Below are 16199 nucleotides of genomic sequence, written 5' to 3'. Positions count from 1 at the left end.
GGTAAAGGGAAGCGGCGATGCTACCGGAAGGAAACGGTGAACTGGTGCCCCTGCTGGAACGTGTACTGCAGCTGGAAGCCATAATGGTCACAGATGGCCTGGACAATGGCCAGCCCCAGACCGGTAGAAGCCGTGGAATTGCCGTCTTTATAGAAGCGGGTAAATATCTTAGCCGATTCCAGGGGCTCGGCTTGCCCGGTATTTTTAAGGGTGAGGGCCTGCGGGGTAAGGTCCAAATGAATAGTACCGCCCTGGTAATTATGGACAATGGCGTTCTTGAGCAGGTTCATGACCAAAATAGCCGCCAGGTCTGGGTTCATGTGCACGGTGACGCCAGGGGTAAGCTGGGTCTGGAGCGTGATGGATTTGTAGGCTAACTGGTCTTCAAAATCCTCTGCCGCCTTCTTAATCACCTCGGGCAGTGCCACGGCTTCTTCCTGCACAAATTGCTGGTTCTCAATCTTGGAGAGTAGCAGCAGGGATTTATTGAGGCGGGTTAGCCGCTCCAGGTTTTCTATGACGGCGCCAATCTGCTGCAGTTGGTTTTCCTGCAAGGGAGGGGTCTCGGCTAGCAGTTCCAGCTTGTTCAGGCTAATGGCCAGCGGGGTCTGCAGTTCATGGGCGGCGTTCTCAATAAAGCTTTTCTGGCTCTGGTAGGTGGCCACGTTTTTTTGCAGCAGCTTGTCTACGGTCTGGTTTAAGAGTTGGAATTCCTCAATAGAGGTTTTCTGGGGCGGCATGGGGGTGGCATCTTCCAGTTTAAAGGTGCGCAGGTGGCGCACCAGGTTATTGAAGGGCCGCCAAATACGTTTCATTAGCAGGTTATTGAGCAGAAGCAGCGTGGCCACTAGCCCTACATACAGCCAAAGGAGCGAATAGAGCAGATCCTCAATCAGGTCATCTTCCTCTACCATAGAGGTAATAAGCCGAAGCTGGTAGAACTTGCCTTGCCGCTGGAAAACGGTGGTGAGCATACGCACCGGCTCAAAGTCCTTCTCGTTCTGCATGTACATGAGCGTGTCCTGGTAGAGGTCTGTGGCCCGCAGTGCCTGCCGCGCAGAAATCTCCTGCACCTTATAATAGCCGGCCTCAAACTCCTGTTGGGCTAAGACGGTGCTGTCTTTGAGAGCTTGCTGCATGACCAGGATTTTCTGGTTCTCCAGGCCGTCATCCATGCTGTCATAGATTTCGTCTAGCATATTATAGTAGAAGAGCCCGGCCCACACCGTGATCACCAGCAGTAGCAGGCCCGCAAAATAAGCCGTGGCATGGTTGAGCAGTTTCATACAGCGGTGAGTTTATACCCAATCCCGTAGACGGCCTGCACCTCTACGCCCGCGCCGTGGTCCTTTAATTTCTTGCGGAGGTTCTTTATCTGGGAATAGATGAATTCATAGTTATCTGCCTGGTCTATGTAGTCTCCCCACACATGCTCTGCCAGGGCGGTTTTACTTACCAGCCGGTCTTTGTTGCTGACCAGGTACAGCAGAATGTCAAATTCCTTCCGGTTGAGCACTACTTCCTGCTCCCCTACCCACACCAGGTGTTTCTCTGGGTCTATGGTAAGGTTCTGGAGTTGCACCAGGGCTTGCCCTTCAAATTTGCGGCGGCGCAAAACGGATTTTACGCGGGCGTGGAGCTCGGCCATGTGAAACGGCTTGGACAGGTAATCATCGGCGCCCAGCTCTAGGCCCGCTATCCTATCCTCCACTGAATCCTTGGCAGATACAATGATTACCCCATCGGTTTTAAGCTGTTTTTTAAGTTCTTCCAGAATGGCCAGGCCGCTGCCGCCGGGCAAGGTGATGTCCAGCAGAATGCAGTCATAGGCATATACACCCACTTTGTCCAGGGCGCTGTCATAGTCTGTGGCGGTTTCTACCAGATACTTTTCCTGCTGCAGGGATTGCACCAGGGTTTCCAGCATTTGGGGCTCATCTTCTATCACTAGTATTTTCATAGGCACACGTGTCTACCGCAAATACGGCCCTAAAGCAGGAAAGAATTGGGAATGCGCAAAAGAAGGAAACTTTTCTCTACTAAAAAGCCAGGTTCTATCTGCTGTTTTTAGGCGCGAGTGAATTTTTAGAGCCGGTGAAGCCCATTTTTCTGGCAGCAGGAGTACACTAGGAACGGCTGACTTTGCCCTTGGCCTCCCAGTGGCTGGCCGTGATGGTGGTGCCGTCTTTTCCGAACTGAAGCCGCCGCACGTAACGTTCTCCGGTGATGGCGCCGTCTGGGCGCCGTTTGCCTATAAACAGCGTGATAGGGTGGCCTTGCTTGTCTGTGATGAAGGTAAGGTCATTGCCCGCAAAGACATCATCTATGCGGCTGTCTGGCTCGTAGACCTTGCTCAGTTTGACTTCCAGTTTAGGGCTTAACGGCATGGCAATAAAAAGAATCAGGCTTCGGTGAGGGACTGCAATAGGGCCAGGGCCTCGGTTTCAGTGGCTTCCACTACTTCGTCAATCACGTCCTGGATGGCGCGCTCAGACCAATTCTGCTGTTCCGCGGCTTTCACAAAAACGCCCAGGGCCACAAACCTTCCGCCTTCCAAGGGAAGCAGGGCCTTTACTTTCTTTTTGCTGTTCATGTACGGGAAATGTGTTTTGGGGCTATTTTACGGAAAACAGGCTGGAAACGCTGCTGCTTCCGCCATTTTCCTGGACCCAGCGCAGGGCCGCCGGCAACTCCTGGAAATATTCCACCTCTGCCTGGAACCTGGGCCGTAAGGCGGCAATCATGCTACTCACGGCCATCTGGTTAAAGATATCATCAGAGACTACAAATGCTAGCCGCTTAATGCCCAGCAACTGGAACTGCGGAAACCAACTGGCAATGGTCCATTCCTGGTCGGCTTGCCTGATCACTTTCATGAGTTTCATGTCCATGATCCAGTTCTCCATGCCTTCCCTTCTGGAGACCTGGATTCCTTCCATCATTCCCTCGCGGTAGGTTTCACTAGGCACAAAGTCCTGCCAGTGCAGCACCAAAAGATGATGCGGCCGGTCGGTCTCCAGTCTAAGGAATGATTCTATGTTTGCCATAATGTAATGCCTAGCGCACTCCTGCTTCCAACTTCTGCACAATGTAGTAAATACGGTGGCGTACTTACCCATTGTATTAACCTTTCTGGTAAAAATAGGTTTTGCAAAGAAATAATAATCAGATTGCACTAAGTATAGAAAACGTGCAGTAAGACGCTTATTTATACCCTATTTACCAAAAACAAGGAGAAAAATCCGATTTTCACCTTAAAAAAAAGGTCATTGGCTGCTAAAATTAGCAGAAATAGAAAAGGCCGACAGAGACACCTGCCGGCCTTTTCTTACGCTGGAAAGTTTAGCGGAACATGTTCTTCAACTTATTCAGTTTGGTAGCCATGTCTTCTTCCTCAACGGGCGCGTCCCGTCTGCTCGCAGTGTTATTTGTACTGCCCGGTTTGCGGTCATTGCTTCGGGTGGGTTTACCGGCGGCCTGTGGATCTGCTTTCATAGAAAGAGCAATGCGCTTGCGGCTTACCTCAACTTCCAATACGGTCACCTCTACTTTCTGGCCTACTTTCACTACCTCATGCGGGTTGCTCACAAAGCGGTCAGAAAGGTGGCTCACGTGTACCAAACCGTCTTGGTGCACCCCAATATCTACAAAGGCCCCAAAGGCAGTGATGTTGGTGATGATGCCCGGTAGTTTCATGCCCTGGCGCAGGTCTTTGATCTCGTTCACGCCCTCAGTGAAGCTGAAGGCCTCATAGCTCTCGCGGGGGTCACGGCCGGGTTTGGAAAGTTCGCTCAGGATGTCCTGGAGGGTTGGTAAACCTACGGTGTCTGACACGTATTTCTTCAGGTCTATTTGCTTGCGGAGCTCGGCGTTTTTAAGCAGGTCCTCTACGGTAGCGCCTAGGTCTTTGGCCATGCGCTCTACCAGTTCGTACCGCTCAGGGTGCACGGCGCTGGAGTCCAGCGGGTGCTTGCCACCGCGAATGCGCAAAAAGCCAGCGGCTTGTTCATAGGCCTTATCTCCCAGGCGGGCTACTTTGCGTAGTTCGTTACGGGTTTTGAACGGACCATTTTGGTTACGGTAGTCTACAATGTTCTGCGCCAACTGCGGCCCCAGACCGGAAACGTAGGTCAAGAGCTGTTTGCTGGCGGTATTCACCTCCACGCCCACAGCGTTCACACAGCTCATTACCACGTCATCCAGGCTGTGCTTCAAGGCATTCTGGTCCACGTCATGTTGGTACTGCCCTACGCCTATGGATTTAGGATCTAATTTTACCAACTCGGCCAAGGGGTCCATCAGGCGGCGCCCGATGGAGACAGCCCCGCGCACGGTGATATCCTGGTCCGGGAACTCCTCGCGGGCCACGTCTGAAGCCGAGTAGATGGAGGCACCGCTTTCATTCACCATGACTACCGCAATCTCCTTCGGCAAGCCTAGTTTCTGTACAAAAGTTTCGGTCTCGCGGCTGGCGGTTCCGTTACCAATGGCAATAGCTTCAATCTGATATTTGGCGCACATGGCCATGACCTGGTGCCCGGCCGTGGTGGCCTGACCAGCACCGTTGTGCGGGAAGATGGCTTCATAGTGCAGCAGCTTGCCTTGCTCATCCAGAGCTACTACTTTGCAGCCAGTCCTAAAACCGGGGTCAATGGCCAGCACGCGTTTCTGGCCCAGGGGCGCAGATAAAAGCATAGGCCGCAGGTTATCGGCAAATACTCTAATGGCTTCCTCGTCGGCGCGCTTCTTGGAGGACAGACGCACCTCGGTTTCCATGCTCAGGCGTAGCATACGCTTGTAGCTGTCTTTCACGGCTTGGCGCACCTGCTCAGCAGCGGCGTTGTGGCCTTTCACAAACAGGCGCTCCAACACGGCCAGGGCTGCTTCTTCCTCGGGTTGGGCATCCAGCATGAGCACCATTTCCTTTTCGCCGCGGCGCATGGCCAATATGCGGTGACTGGGGGCTTTCTCAATGGGCTCGTCCCACTCAAAATAATCTTTGTATTTCTGTCCTTCCACTTCTTTGCCTGGTATCACGCGGCTCTTGAACTGGCCTTTCTTTTCAAACAATTGCCGGATGCTGGCGCGGGCCTCAGGGTTTTCGTTCACCCATTCAGCGATGATGTCTCGGGCGCCAGCCAGGGCTTCCTCAGTGGTTTTTACTTCTTTCTCTTCTGAGACAAAGCCGGCGGCCTCGGCGGCCACGTCTATGTTGGCCTGCTCAAACAGCGTCAGGGCCAGAGGCTCCAGGCCTTTTTCGCGGGCGATGGTGGCCTTGGTGCGGCGCTTGGGTTTGAAGGGCAGGTAGATGTCTTCCAGCACGGCCATGGTCTCGGCGGCCAGCACTTGGGCTTCCAGCTCGGGCGTGAGTTTCTCCTGGTCTTTCAAAGACTTGAGAATGCTTTCGCGGCGTTTGTCCAGGTCACGCAGTTGCTCTACGCGGTCCCTGATGGCGGCAATGGCTACCTCGTCCAGGCTTCCGGTTACTTCTTTCCGGTAACGGGCAATAAAGGGCACGGTGGCTCCTTCATCCAGCAGCGCCACGGTGGCTTCTACTTGTTTCTGATTTACCTGCAGCTCCCCCGCAATCTTCTTGAAATGGTTTTCTGGCATGCTAAAATAATCGTTCTGGAAATAGACTTGTTTTTACCTTTTCTGCGTTCTGGCAGCAGGATTCTAGAGATCAAAGATACGGCTAAATTCAGTGAAACCGGTTACCCTTGCGGCGTCAATTGGGGGCAAAAATCCTGAGCGCAGGCTGGCCCGGTTTTTGTAACTTTGGCTTTTGGCTTCCGGGAAACGGCCTCCGGCACTGTGCCTTGGGAACCATTTTTGCCCGGTTTTTATTTCAATGCCTGAATACATGAATACTATGAGAAAATTTAGCTTACTCCTGGCCCTGGCCTTTATCACGCTTACCAGCCAGGCCCAGACCGCTCCTACCCCAGAGGCCCGCGCCCAAAAGATGACAGCCACCATGACCCAGGCTCTCAAGCTGAATGCGGCCCAGGCCACCAAGGTGACAGAAATTAACCTGGCAAGCATCAAGCAGTTGGAACAGGCAAAAAAAGACTACAAACAAGACCCACGCAAACTGAAGGCCACCATGGACCTGATCAGTGCTACCCGTCTTGAGTCTCTGCGGAGCGTATTATCTGTGACCCAATTCCAGCAGTACCAACAGCAACGGGAACGTAAAATGGGAATGCCCCAACAGGACGGCACCGGCGGCAGTATGTCCGGAAACCAATAACCTGGCTTAAAAGCTTTTTAGATAAAGGCCTGTTGCGTTTCGGGGCCGTTTTTCAAAAAACGGCCCCGAAACGCAACAGGCCTTTATTGTTTTCCCCCTTTTCCAAGAAGTGAACTGCGGCTTCTAAGACGGGCTTTATGGAATTATAGTCTTTCCTGTATCTTGTCTCTATCTGTTCACCAATCTTCCTTTCTATGAAATTCTTAGGGTTACTGCTGTTCTTAGTAGGTGTCGCTTCTCTGTTAATGGCCGCTTTGGGGGTAAATCACCTTTTATTGCTTTGGGTGGATACCTGGGGCACAGCCATTGCCTGGGCGCTAAGGTTTGGGGTAACGTTGCTTGGCCTAGTCCTGTATTACGTAAACCGGCATGATGACTAAAGGGGAAATTATCTTGCTTGGTGGTTCAAGCCTGTTTTCCGTAAACCACCCTTAAAACAGAAAGGCATTCCCGTTGAGGAATGCCTTTCTGTTTTATAAAAGTATAGTGGGCTTGGCCTACATCTCCAGGACGCCTAGTAAGATAAATACCAGACCTACAATGGCTACCAGTGTACCAACTACGCCCAGGCCAGGCAGAATACCCAGAATCACACCGGCTACCAGCAGAATCAACCCGATTTTCACGTATTGGTTCAGGGCATTGGCTTTCTTGGCGGCTTTGGCCTCCCGCAGGATTTTCTTGGTGGCCATTTTCACTTCTTTCTTGCTGGACGCTGAAGAAAGGTTGCTGGCCAGATCCTTCACATTTGCGTTTGACTCTAAGGCAGACGCTACCGCCGCAGACGTTAAGGGAGCCGTACGGGCCACTTCACGGGAAGCTACGGGCGCAGCGGAATTGGCTTCCAGGGCTGGGGCTGCTTTGGCTTTAGAAGCGGCCAATGGCGCAATTGCCTGAGCTGGCTCTGCCTGGGCCACTATGGCTGCGGCTTCTGGGGCCGCGGTTTCTGCCGGGGTGGCTGGCGTAACCGCTGCCGGGGCAGGGCTTGCTTTATGATAGGTAGTTGCCGGGGTGCTGAAGTCAAAGTACTGGCTGGAGCTACAACCTACCATGAACTGGCTGGCCACACCGCAAACTAAAAGAGACAGTAAAGATTTGATTTTCATAGAGAAAGGGGTTTAAGGGTGTTTAGTAAAAGCATAATTTAAAAGAACCGGCGTGCTTACGTAGTCCATGCGGGTTTCAAGCGCTAACTTCGCAGTACGTTCTCTAACGCCGCAAGTTCAAGATTCATTTTACAAAGAAAAGCGTGTAATTGTTTTTACCTGAAAATCAGGGATAAAAAATACGGCTGCCTATCTGTGGCGTCAAATATAGGCGAAACAAAATAATCTGCCTCACCTACGTTAGATTAAAAAAGAACCGCTCCCGTGCGCAAAATCATTCACATAGACATGGACGCCTTCTTCGCTTCTGTTGAACAGCGCGATAACCCGGCCCTGCGCGGCAAGCCGGTGGCCGTGGGCGGCACCCGGGCGCGGGGCGTGGTGGCGGCGGCCAGCTATGAGGCACGGCAGTATGGCGTTTTCTCGGCTATGCCCGCCCAATTGGCCTTGCGCAAATGCCCGCACCTGATCATGGTACCCACCCGCTTTGAGGTCTACCAGCAGGTGTCACGGCAAATACGTGACATTTTCCTGCGCTACACAGACCTGGTGGAACCACTTTCCCTGGACGAGGCCTATCTGGATGTGACCGAAAACAAACCTGGGTTTAAGTCGGCTATGCTCATCGCGCAGCGGATCAAAAATGAGATATACAAAGAGACGCATTTGACGGCCTCGGCGGGCGTGTCTTTCAATAAGTTTCTGGCCAAGGTAGCCTCGGGGAAGAACAAGCCCGATGGCCTGACGGTGGTTCTGCCCCACGAGGCGGAAAGCTTTGTGGAAGCCCTGCCCATTGAGAAGTTTTATGGGATTGGCGATGTAACGGCGGCCAAAATGAAGCAACTGGGCATCCATTCCGGCGCCGATTTAAAGGCCAGGTCTGAAGTGGATCTGCGGCGTCATTTCGGTAAGTCCGGCTCCTACTTTTACCAAATTGCCCGCGCCCAGGATGACCGGCCCGTGGAACCCAACCGCATCCGGAAAAGCATAGGCTCAGAGCGCACCTTTGGCCAAGACCTGGAAACCGAGGAAGAAATGCTGCCCGAACTGCAGCGCCTGGCCGAGGAAGTGGCCTATGACCTGCATCGGTTGGAGGCCTCCGGCAAGACCATCACGCTCAAGCTCAAGTACCATGACTTCACGCTGAACACGCGCAGCAAAACCTTCTTCTCTAACGTGCGCACCGAAGACGTGCTTTTAGACATTGCCGCCGAACTACTGCACACTCCCACTTTCCCACCCAAACCCATCCGGTTGCTGGGCATCACCGTCTCCAACCTCAGCTACGGCAACCACCAAGGCGGGCAACTGTCGTTTCCGTTTTAGGGAAATTTTGGATAATTGGATGCTAGATTTAAGATACTAGACCTTTTACAGTTAGTGGACCATGGAATTAGCTTCAAGGCCCCAGAAAACAACATGTCCCGTTTTGGGCCTGCTTTTAGAAAAGCAGGCCCAAAATGGGACGAATCATCCTTTACTTAAACGAGAAGCTTTCCTTCCAAAGGAACGCTTCTCGTTTAAGCGTAAGTAATTTCTTAGAAAATCTCGTGCAGCTCCCTTTTCAGGAACTGAAGCGCCTGCGCCGTGGGGTCTACCTCCTGGTGCAGGACATTCTCCAAAATGCGTTTGGCCAGATCAGTGCCTTTGCTTTTGTCCTGCAGGTTCTGGTAGTTCTGGTTGATCATGGAGACCACATCTTCCTTGGCTTTCTTTACCTGCTGCCAGGCGGCCTCGCTCATGTACAACTGCTGAGAGAGGTTGTGCGTGTATTCGGCCCGAATCTCCTGTAGTAATTCAGCTTGGTAAGCCCCGGCGCTCAATCCAGAAGCCCCCACCCTGATGAGCATGTTGCTGGGCGTGATGCGTTCCAGGAAAAGGATAATGCGCTCATAGGCCTGCAATCTGATGGGCAAAATCACCTCACTGTTCTTCAGGCGGATGTCCAGGATTTTTTTCCGGTAATCGCGTTCCAGGAATTTCTGGGTTAACAGGTACATGGCCCCTCCTACCAATAAAGCCGGAAGCGTGCTGCTTAATACTATAAGAATGAGGGAAGAGGTATCTGTAGTCATAAATTTTACGGGCAATTGGAGCTTAGGGCGTTTTTTTACTTGAAGTCTGCCCTCGTTACGGTTTTACAGGGTAGCGTATGATCGGGTAAATATCGGTAAAAAAATCGTGCGGAGATTCCTGAATCATTTCCCCGGTTTTTCGGTTTCTTATAGTATAGCGCTGTTCTTTAGAAACAGTCTAGTTTTTAGTAACTTTACAGCGCAAAAGCCACTACTATGGAAAGCACGAAAGTAAAAACAGCTCCTATTACCATCACTGAGCGTGCCTTGCACGAGGTGAAGGAAATTATGAAAGATAAAAACGTACCCGCCGACTATGGTCTGCGCATTGGGGTACAAGGCGGCGGCTGCTCCGGCATGTCTTACCTGCTTGGGTTTGACAAAGCCAAAGAAGCCGATGAAGTATATGAATTGGACGGCGTGCAGTTAGTGATGGATAAAAAGCACGGTATGTATGTGATGGGCATGGAAGTAGATTTCCAGGATGGCCTGAACGCCCGTGGTTTTATCTTTAACAACCCTACTGCCAAAAGTACCTGCGGTTGCGGAAGCTCTTTCTCAGCGTAGACAATTGCCGTTTATGGAATTTGAAAGGCCTGCTTTTAGCAGGCCTTTTTGTTTTTATGGAAGTAGTATTGGGCTAGTAGCTTGTACAAGCTTTTTCTCTTCCTGCTAGCGTGGCGCTTGTAATTGCTTCTTCTTTTTCACCGGTATTGGTGTTCCTAGGGGCAAACGACTTGAACCGCTTACCCCTAGCTACAAAATTTGTGCACGCATACCCGCCTGTTGCTGGCGCAGTGCCCGCCGTCGCCTTAAGCCCTTATGCTTTCTTGTTTCATGGTTTCCCTCCGAGCGCTCACGGCCGCGGGGCCCCGTCTTTCCCCCTCGCACTGCCCTTGCGGCCGAGTTGCAGTTCATTCTTAGCTAATGCCTGTCCAGGGCCACAAGCGAGGCGCTCGAGGTAAAGACTGGAACTGGGCAATGCGCGGAATGCTGTTATTAATTGTGCTTTAGGTTATCGTGTTTTAGGCACGTTTTTCCAAAACCAGGCCCTAAACACACTGACTCAAAATGCCCAATAACCTTTACTAAACGTAGACTCCCCCCTTGAGGGGGGAGTAGGGGGGTGTTTACAATGGAGGGCACTCATTCCGTCCCCCTTTGAAGGGGGTAGGGGGATGACCACTCCTGCAAATCAACTCAGAACTCAAGACTTAGAACTATGTGCTGCGGGCTGTTTCAAGCCCACTTTCCTAATAACAAGCCCAAACCACAATCCTATCAACTTATCATTTCAACCCCTTAATACGTCTTGGTCATAGTCTCAGGCACCACCAGCACCACATCTGCGCGTTGCGCATGCTCTTTTGCCAGGTCTTCCAGGCTGGGCTGAACTACGGTGGTAATGGTCTTCAACTTGCCTTCCGGGCGAAGGCGGCGGAGGTACCAGATAATGCCTTCAAAATGATCTGAATGATACGAGCCGTTGAGGTGCAACAGGTGCTGCCCAGGGGAAAGGTTCTGGTGGATAAAATGCGCCATTGTGGCGTCTTTGATGGCCTGCGCCTCTATCATCTGGGATGCTGCGGCTGAAGCGCCGTGGGTATCCCCGAACATACTGCGCATACGTTTATAGCCCGGCAGTTCCATGTCTACCATGATGGGCAAGGGGGCCAACCAATTTTTTTCCTGGGACGGGAGAGAATCCAAGGATTTGAGACTTTCACGGGCCACGGTTCGGGCATAGCGGCGTGGGGCGTTGGTAGCGATTACTTTCAGGCCGTGCTCCTTCGCGAAGAGTAGCACCGGCCGATAATCGGTGGTATAGTTGGGCCAGGCTCGGCCTCTCTCCATGAAAACGGCTTCTTCCAGTTGCCCCAGCAGAAAAGAATCTACCTCGCTTTGGGTATCTGCTTCCCACATTTCCATCCCTATCACCAGGTTTTTGCCATGGATGTGGTAGAGGTCTTTGGCCAACTCCAACTCCAGCCAATGCGCAATGGGGTCATTGTGCTGCTCCCCAAAAAAGACCACATCAGCGGCAGCCAAATCCTGGAGCACTTTCTTGTATTTAACCGGTTTCCCTTTCCCGGAGAACAGACGGTAGGCAGGCTTATCCATGGTGAAAGAACTTAAGAAGAGAACAGCCAAACAAAGCGGAAGCAGCTTTTTCATAAACCCTTATGTTAGACGCTGGATGATAGATGTTAGATGCTAGAGATTGATAAAAGGATTAGAATCTAATGTATAGCGTCTATCATCTAACATCCCAACCATTACCCTTTATAGAATAGCCATTTAGACAGTTCACGGTACGTGATTTTCTTGCCGTACATCAAGATTCCCACCCTATAAATACGCGAGGCGACCCAAATGGTACCGATGAAACCGGCTATAAGCAGAAGCATGGATAGGCCCAATTCCCAGTCGGGCACCCCGAAGGGCAGGCGCAGCATCATGACCACCGGTGAGGTGAAGGGCACCATGGACATCCAGAAGGCCACCGGCCCGTTGGGGTCTTTCATGATAATGGTCTGGGCCACTATAAAGGACAAAATGAGCGGCACCGTGATGGGAAGCATGAACTGCTGGCTGTCGGTTTCGCTGTCTACGGCGGCCCCTACCGCGCCAAACAAGGCACCGTACAGCAAGTAACCACCCAGGAAATAAAACAGGAAGCCGCCTACTAGCAATGGCACGTTCAGGTCCTGCACGGCGCTAATGATCTGGGCCGTCTCCTGGGCCTGAAGGGCATCGCGCTCGTTTTCCATGCCTTGCATGGTCTGCGAGATCTGCGCCTTGGAGAACCGGTCCAGGTCCAGTGCCGAGGATAGCCCAAGGTAAATAGCCGAGGACAGAACAATCCAGAGCAGGAACTGCGTGAGCCCCACGGCGGCAATGCCCATGATTTTACCGGCCATGAGCTGGAAAGGCTTCACCGAAGACACCATCACCTCCAGAATTCGGCTGGTCTTCTCTTCTATCACGCCGCGCATGATCTGGGCCCCATAGATGAAAATGAACAGGTAGATTAGGAACGCACCCAGGAAACCCACCATGGAGGTAACCCCCACGTTGCTGCTTTTCTCCCCTTCGGCGCTCAGGTTGATGGTGTTGATGCTCACCTTGGTCTTGATCTGGTCCAGCACCTTCTGGTCTATGCCCGAGCGGGCGAATTTCAAAGCCTCTAGCTCCTGCTTCACCTGCCGCTCCAGCGAGGTAATCACGGTAAGGCTCAGGCTTTTCTGAGAAAACAGCTGAATGCCCTGCGGCTTGTTGATGTCCAGCGGGGGGATATAGAGTAAGCCCGCGTCTTTGGTCTTCAGGTACTTTTCCTTGGCTGCCTCAACGGGACCGGGCACTGAGACATAGGTGAATTTCTCCCCAGAGGCAAACTTGCCCGCAAAAAGGCCACTCTCATCCAGCACCTCAATCACCTTGGCGTCATCAGACATCAACATAAGGGCGGCCGGAACAATCATAACCATTGCCATGAGCAGCGGTCCCAGAATGGTCATCACAATAAAACTCTTCTTGCGCACCCGCACCAGGTACTCGCGCTGAAATACTAACCAAATCTTATCCATGGGTTGGGGTCTGCATGACGGTTTTAATGAAAATATCATGGATGCTGGGCACTTTCTCCTGTAACAGGTTCACTTCTACCCGCTCAATGAGGTAGCGCAGCAAATCATTGGGGCCGGTGTTGTTCTCCAACTGCACCTCGGCGGTGAAGTTGTTGCCCTGCTGGCTCTGCTGGAGCACCTTAAAATCTGGAGACATGACCAGCAGTTGGCCTTTGCCCTGTACCAGAAACGTGTTGGTCCTGAACCGGTCTTTCACTTCCTGCACGCGTCCAGACAGCACTTTCTGGGATTTATGGATTAACACGATGTCATCACAGAGCTGCTCCACAGATTCCATGCGGTGGGTGGAGAAAATGATGGTACAGCCCTCGTCCCGCAGTTTCAGGATCTCGTCCCGGATGATGTTGGCATTGATGGGGTCAAAGCCCGAGAAAGGTTCGTCCAGGATCAACAGCTTGGGCTCATGCAACACGGTGGCAATGAATTGCACCTTTTGCTGCATGCCTTTGGAGAGGTCTTCTACGTTCTTGGAGAGCCAGGCGGTTAGGTCCAGGCGCTGAGCCCAGGCCTTTATTTTCACTTTCGCCTCTTCCCTGGTCAAGCCGCGCAGGCGGGCCAGGTAAAGGAGCTGCTCCCCTACCTTCATTTTCTTGTAGAGGCCCCGTTCCTCGGGCAGGTAGCCAATCTGTTTCACGTGGTGCGGCTGCAGCGGCTCTCCCTCAAACAGAATCTGCCCTTCGTCTGGGCCCGTTATCTGGGTTATGATTCTGATGAGCGACGTTTTACCTGCGCCGTTAGGACCCAGCAGCCCGAAGATGCTTCCTTTGGGCACGTCAAATGAAACTCTGTCTAACGCCTGGTGGGCTTCATAGCGCTTACTTACGCCTTGTATTTGCAGAATGGGTGGCAAGGAAATTAGGGTTGGTTTGGTTCGAATAAAGCTACGCGAAAGTGGCACGCTTTGCAAGAACAGCAGAAATGCGTTTTGAGCCTGTTTTCAGGAAAACAGGCCCAAAACGAAAACACCGGCAGCAGGCAGACGCAACTCTTCCCTACTTCAAGTTTGAGCGCAGCGGTAACTTGGAGTTATATATGACAGCCAGTTTTCAACTGGCGAAATGCATTACCTGATAAACCACCACGCCAGTTGAAAACTGGCTCTCATGGCAAGCCACAAGTTACGCTAGCGCTAAACTTGCGGCAGAGGAAGAGATAGCTGTTTTGGGCCTGTTTTCCTGAAAACGCCTCTAAAACAGAAATGCCCGCGTTCTTTAAAAGAAAGCGGGCATTTTCTATATTTTCCTGACTTAGGACTCTGAACTCAAGACTCAGAACTCCCAGTAGAATTCATTCTACTGAAAATACTCCTTCATTTTCTCAAAAAAACCTTTCTCGTTCTTGCCGGGGTTTGGCGCAAAATTCTGGGACTCGCGCAGGCGCTCCAGGATCTGGCGCTCCTCAGCGTTCACGTTCTTAGGCGTCCAGACGTTGATATGGATCAATTGGTCACCTTTGCCGTAGCCATTAATGTCTGGAATACCTTTGCCGCGCAGACGAAGGATTTTGCCAGACTGCGTGCCCGGGTCAATCTTGATCTTCACCTTGCCCTCAATGGTAGGCACCTCCACAGAAGCACCCAGGGTAGCATCCACGAAGCTCACGTACTGCTCAAACATGATGTTGTTGCCATCACGGCGCAGGGTTGGGTGGTGCTCCTCTTCAATCTGGATCAGCAAATCACCGGGAATGCCCCCCCTTTCGGGCACGTTCCCTTTGCCGCTCATGGAAAGCTGCATGCCATCGGCCACGCCGGCGGGTACGTTAATGGAAATCACCTCCTCGCGCAGCTGACGGCCCTCACCGTGGCAAACATCACACTTCTGGCTCACGATCTTGCCCTCGCCGTGGCAGGTGGGGCAAGTGCTGGCCGATACCATCTGGCCCAGCATGGTGTTCACCACGCGCTTGGTCTGGCCTGAACCCTGACAGGTACCGCAGGTCTGTAAAGCCGTTCCGTTCTTAGAACCGTTACCCTCACAGGCCTGGCAAGACTCGTAGCGTTTTACTTTTATCTTCTTCTCAACGCCTTTGGCTACTTCCTCCAGGTTGAGTTTTAGTTTAATGCGCAGGTTGCTGCCTTTGCGTACGCGGCGTCCGCCGCGGTTCCCGCCGCCGCCGAAGAAGCTCTCGAAACCGCCGCCACCACCGCCGCCGAAGATGTCACCGAACTGGGAGAAGATGTCTTCCATGTTCATGCCACCGCCACCGCCGTAACCGCCGCCGTTCACGCCCTGATGGCCAAACTGGTCATAGCGCTGGCGTTTCTGCTCATCGCTCAATACCTCGTAGGCCTCAGCCGCTTCCTTGAACTTGTCCTCGGCGGTAGGGTCATCAGGGTTTTTATCCGGGTGGAATTTGATGGCGATCTTGCGGTACGCCTTCTTTATCTCATCCGGCTGTGCCCCTTTGGCCACGCCCAGCACTTCATAATAATCTCTTTTGGTTGCCATGCTGCTCTTATGCTCCAATTACCACCTTGGCAAAGCGAACCACTTTGTCATTGAGGTAATATCCTTTCTCTACTTGGTCAATCACTTTGCCTTTCATCTCCTCAGAAGGGGCCGGAATCTGCGTAATGGCTTCGTGCACATCGGCGTCAAACGGCTGGCCAATAGCCTCCATGGGTTTGAGCCCTTTTTGCTGCAGAAGCCCTGTAAACTTATTGAAGATCAACTCCACGCCTTCCCGAACGGCATTCACGTCCTGGGCATCTTTCATGGCCACCTGGGCACGCTCCAAATCATCTAGTACCGGAATCAGGGCGATCATCAGTTCCTGGTTAGCGGTTTTAAACAGCTCCAGGCGCTCTTTAGAGGTACGGCGTCTAAAGTTATCAAACTCGGCGTGCAGGCGCAGGTACTTATCGCGCAGCTCGTCAGCCTCGTTTTTGCCTTCTTCGGTGCCCGGCGCCTCTTCTTCCTGGGGCAGTTCTGCAGCCGCGGCCGCATCCTCTTCCTCGTTTGCTTCTGGCAATTTTGGTTCTTCTTCCTGGGGATTTTGTTCAGCTGATGTACTCATATCGTTTATCCTTACAGATTAAATTCTACTTCTGGTGAGTGCCAAAGGCAAGGCAACTTCTTTGCCAAACCGGTTATGCTGTCATTCTGGCATTTTTAAG

General features: G+C 52.3%; 17 protein-coding genes. 4 read left to right on the top strand and 13 right to left on the bottom strand.

Annotated elements, in window-relative coordinates; genetic code table 11:
• Window positions 1-20 precede the first annotated feature (20 nt).
• The 6 genes from ACYVJQ_RS04960 to ACYVJQ_RS04935 form a co-directional block, all read right to left on the bottom strand.
• The gene (locus tag ACYVJQ_RS04960) at window positions 21-1286 is read right to left on the bottom strand and encodes a sensor histidine kinase (RefSeq protein ID WP_460891956.1); all 1266 of its coding nucleotides are present in this window, start codon (window positions 1284-1286) and stop codon (window positions 21-23) included.
• Window positions 1283-1960: a response regulator transcription factor gene (locus ACYVJQ_RS04955; RefSeq protein ID WP_460891955.1), complete on the bottom strand. Its 678-nt coding sequence runs from the start codon at window positions 1958-1960 to the stop codon at window positions 1283-1285. The genes ACYVJQ_RS04960 and ACYVJQ_RS04955 overlap by 4 nt, the downstream gene beginning before the upstream one ends.
• 166 nt (window positions 1961-2126) lie before the next feature.
• Window positions 2127-2387: a hypothetical protein gene (locus ACYVJQ_RS04950; RefSeq protein ID WP_460891954.1), complete on the bottom strand. Its 261-nt coding sequence runs from the start codon at window positions 2385-2387 to the stop codon at window positions 2127-2129.
• A 14-nt stretch (window positions 2388-2401) separates the two neighbouring features.
• A complete protein-coding gene (locus ACYVJQ_RS04945) occupies window positions 2402-2593 on the bottom strand; it encodes a hypothetical protein (protein WP_460891953.1) in 192 nt (63 codons plus the stop codon).
• A 22-nt stretch (window positions 2594-2615) separates the two neighbouring features.
• Entirely contained in the window at window positions 2616-3047 is a 432-nt protein-coding gene (locus tag ACYVJQ_RS04940) for a hypothetical protein (protein ID WP_460891952.1), read from the bottom strand.
• 295 nt (window positions 3048-3342) lie between these two features.
• Window positions 3343-5613, bottom strand: coding sequence for a Tex family protein (locus ACYVJQ_RS04935; RefSeq protein WP_460891951.1), 2271 nt, complete (start codon window positions 5611-5613; stop codon window positions 3343-3345).
• A 259-nt stretch (window positions 5614-5872) separates the two neighbouring features.
• Here ACYVJQ_RS04935 and ACYVJQ_RS04930 point away from each other — a divergent pair, with 259 nt between their 5' ends.
• On the top strand, window positions 5873-6253 hold the full coding sequence (locus ACYVJQ_RS04930) for a hypothetical protein (RefSeq protein ID WP_460891950.1): 381 nt from the start codon (window positions 5873-5875) through the stop codon (window positions 6251-6253).
• A 194-nt stretch (window positions 6254-6447) separates the two neighbouring features.
• Window positions 6448-6633: a hypothetical protein gene (locus ACYVJQ_RS04925; protein WP_460891949.1), complete on the top strand. Its 186-nt coding sequence runs from the start codon at window positions 6448-6450 to the stop codon at window positions 6631-6633.
• A 117-nt stretch (window positions 6634-6750) separates the two neighbouring features.
• Here ACYVJQ_RS04925 and ACYVJQ_RS04920 read toward each other — a convergent pair whose 3' ends face one another.
• Complete coding sequence (locus tag ACYVJQ_RS04920) at window positions 6751-7359, bottom strand: hypothetical protein (RefSeq protein WP_460891948.1); 609 nt, start codon at window positions 7357-7359, stop codon at window positions 6751-6753.
• A 264-nt stretch (window positions 7360-7623) separates the two neighbouring features.
• Between ACYVJQ_RS04920 and dinB the strand changes: the two genes are divergently transcribed.
• Complete coding sequence (gene dinB / locus ACYVJQ_RS04915; RefSeq protein ID WP_460891947.1) at window positions 7624-8685, top strand: DNA polymerase IV; 1062 nt, start codon at window positions 7624-7626, stop codon at window positions 8683-8685.
• 212 nt (window positions 8686-8897) lie between these two features.
• Here dinB and ACYVJQ_RS04910 read toward each other — a convergent pair whose 3' ends face one another.
• Window positions 8898-9434 (bottom strand): DUF7935 family protein, encoded by a 537-nt coding sequence (locus ACYVJQ_RS04910; RefSeq protein WP_460891946.1) that lies wholly within the window; start codon window positions 9432-9434, stop codon window positions 8898-8900.
• Window positions 9435-9650: 216 nt separating this feature from the next.
• Here ACYVJQ_RS04910 and ACYVJQ_RS04905 point away from each other — a divergent pair, with 216 nt between their 5' ends.
• Complete coding sequence (locus tag ACYVJQ_RS04905; RefSeq protein ID WP_460891945.1) at window positions 9651-10001, top strand: HesB/IscA family protein; 351 nt, start codon at window positions 9651-9653, stop codon at window positions 9999-10001.
• 735 nt (window positions 10002-10736) lie between these two features.
• Here ACYVJQ_RS04905 and ACYVJQ_RS04900 read toward each other — a convergent pair.
• The 5 genes from ACYVJQ_RS04900 to ACYVJQ_RS04880 form a co-directional block, all read right to left on the bottom strand.
• Window positions 10737-11609 carry a ChaN family lipoprotein gene (locus ACYVJQ_RS04900; RefSeq protein ID WP_460891944.1) on the bottom strand — a complete coding sequence of 291 codons (873 nt, stop codon included), beginning with the start codon at window positions 11607-11609 and terminating at the stop codon, window positions 10737-10739.
• 101 nt (window positions 11610-11710) lie between these two features.
• On the bottom strand, window positions 11711-13021 hold the full coding sequence (locus tag ACYVJQ_RS04895) for an ABC transporter permease (protein WP_460891943.1): 1311 nt from the start codon (window positions 13019-13021) through the stop codon (window positions 11711-11713).
• Window positions 13014-13931, bottom strand: a complete 918-nt coding sequence (locus ACYVJQ_RS04890) for an ABC transporter ATP-binding protein (RefSeq protein ID WP_460891942.1) — start codon at window positions 13929-13931, stop codon at window positions 13014-13016. Before ACYVJQ_RS04890 ends, ACYVJQ_RS04895 begins: the two co-directional genes overlap by 8 nt.
• Window positions 13932-14373: 442 nt before the next feature.
• Window positions 14374-15531 carry a molecular chaperone DnaJ gene (gene dnaJ / locus ACYVJQ_RS04885; RefSeq protein WP_460891941.1) on the bottom strand — a complete coding sequence of 386 codons (1158 nt, stop codon included), beginning with the start codon at window positions 15529-15531 and terminating at the stop codon, window positions 14374-14376.
• Between the two features lie 7 nt (window positions 15532-15538).
• Complete coding sequence (locus tag ACYVJQ_RS04880) at window positions 15539-16099, bottom strand: nucleotide exchange factor GrpE (RefSeq protein ID WP_460891940.1); 561 nt, start codon at window positions 16097-16099, stop codon at window positions 15539-15541.
• Window positions 16100-16199 lie beyond the last annotated feature (100 nt).

Source organism: Rufibacter soli (assembly GCF_054781795.1).
This window is presented reverse-complemented; position numbering and strand designations above follow the sequence as displayed.

Coding starts and splice junctions, on each gene's coding strand:
- ACYVJQ_RS04960 (WP_460891956.1), bottom strand. CDS start 1,286: ATGAAACTGCTCAACCATGCCACGGCTTATTTTGCGGGCCTGCTACTG.
- ACYVJQ_RS04955 (WP_460891955.1), bottom strand. CDS start 1,960: ATGAAAATACTAGTGATAGAAGATGAGCCCCAAATGCTGGAAACCCTG.
- ACYVJQ_RS04950 (WP_460891954.1), bottom strand. CDS start 2,387: ATGCCGTTAAGCCCTAAACTGGAAGTCAAACTGAGCAAGGTCTACGAG.
- ACYVJQ_RS04945 (WP_460891953.1), bottom strand. CDS start 2,593: ATGAACAGCAAAAAGAAAGTAAAGGCCCTGCTTCCCTTGGAAGGCGGA.
- ACYVJQ_RS04940 (WP_460891952.1), bottom strand. CDS start 3,047: ATGGCAAACATAGAATCATTCCTTAGACTGGAGACCGACCGGCCGCAT.
- ACYVJQ_RS04935 (WP_460891951.1), bottom strand. CDS start 5,613: ATGCCAGAAAACCATTTCAAGAAGATTGCGGGGGAGCTGCAGGTAAAT.
- ACYVJQ_RS04930 (WP_460891950.1), top strand. CDS start 5,873: ATGAGAAAATTTAGCTTACTCCTGGCCCTGGCCTTTATCACGCTTACC.
- ACYVJQ_RS04925 (WP_460891949.1), top strand. CDS start 6,448: ATGAAATTCTTAGGGTTACTGCTGTTCTTAGTAGGTGTCGCTTCTCTG.
- ACYVJQ_RS04920 (WP_460891948.1), bottom strand. CDS start 7,359: ATGAAAATCAAATCTTTACTGTCTCTTTTAGTTTGCGGTGTGGCCAGC.
- ACYVJQ_RS04910 (WP_460891946.1), bottom strand. CDS start 9,434: ATGACTACAGATACCTCTTCCCTCATTCTTATAGTATTAAGCAGCACG.
- ACYVJQ_RS04905 (WP_460891945.1), top strand. CDS start 9,651: ATGGAAAGCACGAAAGTAAAAACAGCTCCTATTACCATCACTGAGCGT.
- ACYVJQ_RS04900 (WP_460891944.1), bottom strand. CDS start 11,609: ATGAAAAAGCTGCTTCCGCTTTGTTTGGCTGTTCTCTTCTTAAGTTCT.
- ACYVJQ_RS04895 (WP_460891943.1), bottom strand. CDS start 13,021: ATGGATAAGATTTGGTTAGTATTTCAGCGCGAGTACCTGGTGCGGGTG.
- dnaJ (WP_460891941.1), bottom strand. CDS start 15,531: ATGGCAACCAAAAGAGATTATTATGAAGTGCTGGGCGTGGCCAAAGGG.
- ACYVJQ_RS04880 (WP_460891940.1), bottom strand. CDS start 16,099: ATGAGTACATCAGCTGAACAAAATCCCCAGGAAGAAGAACCAAAATTG.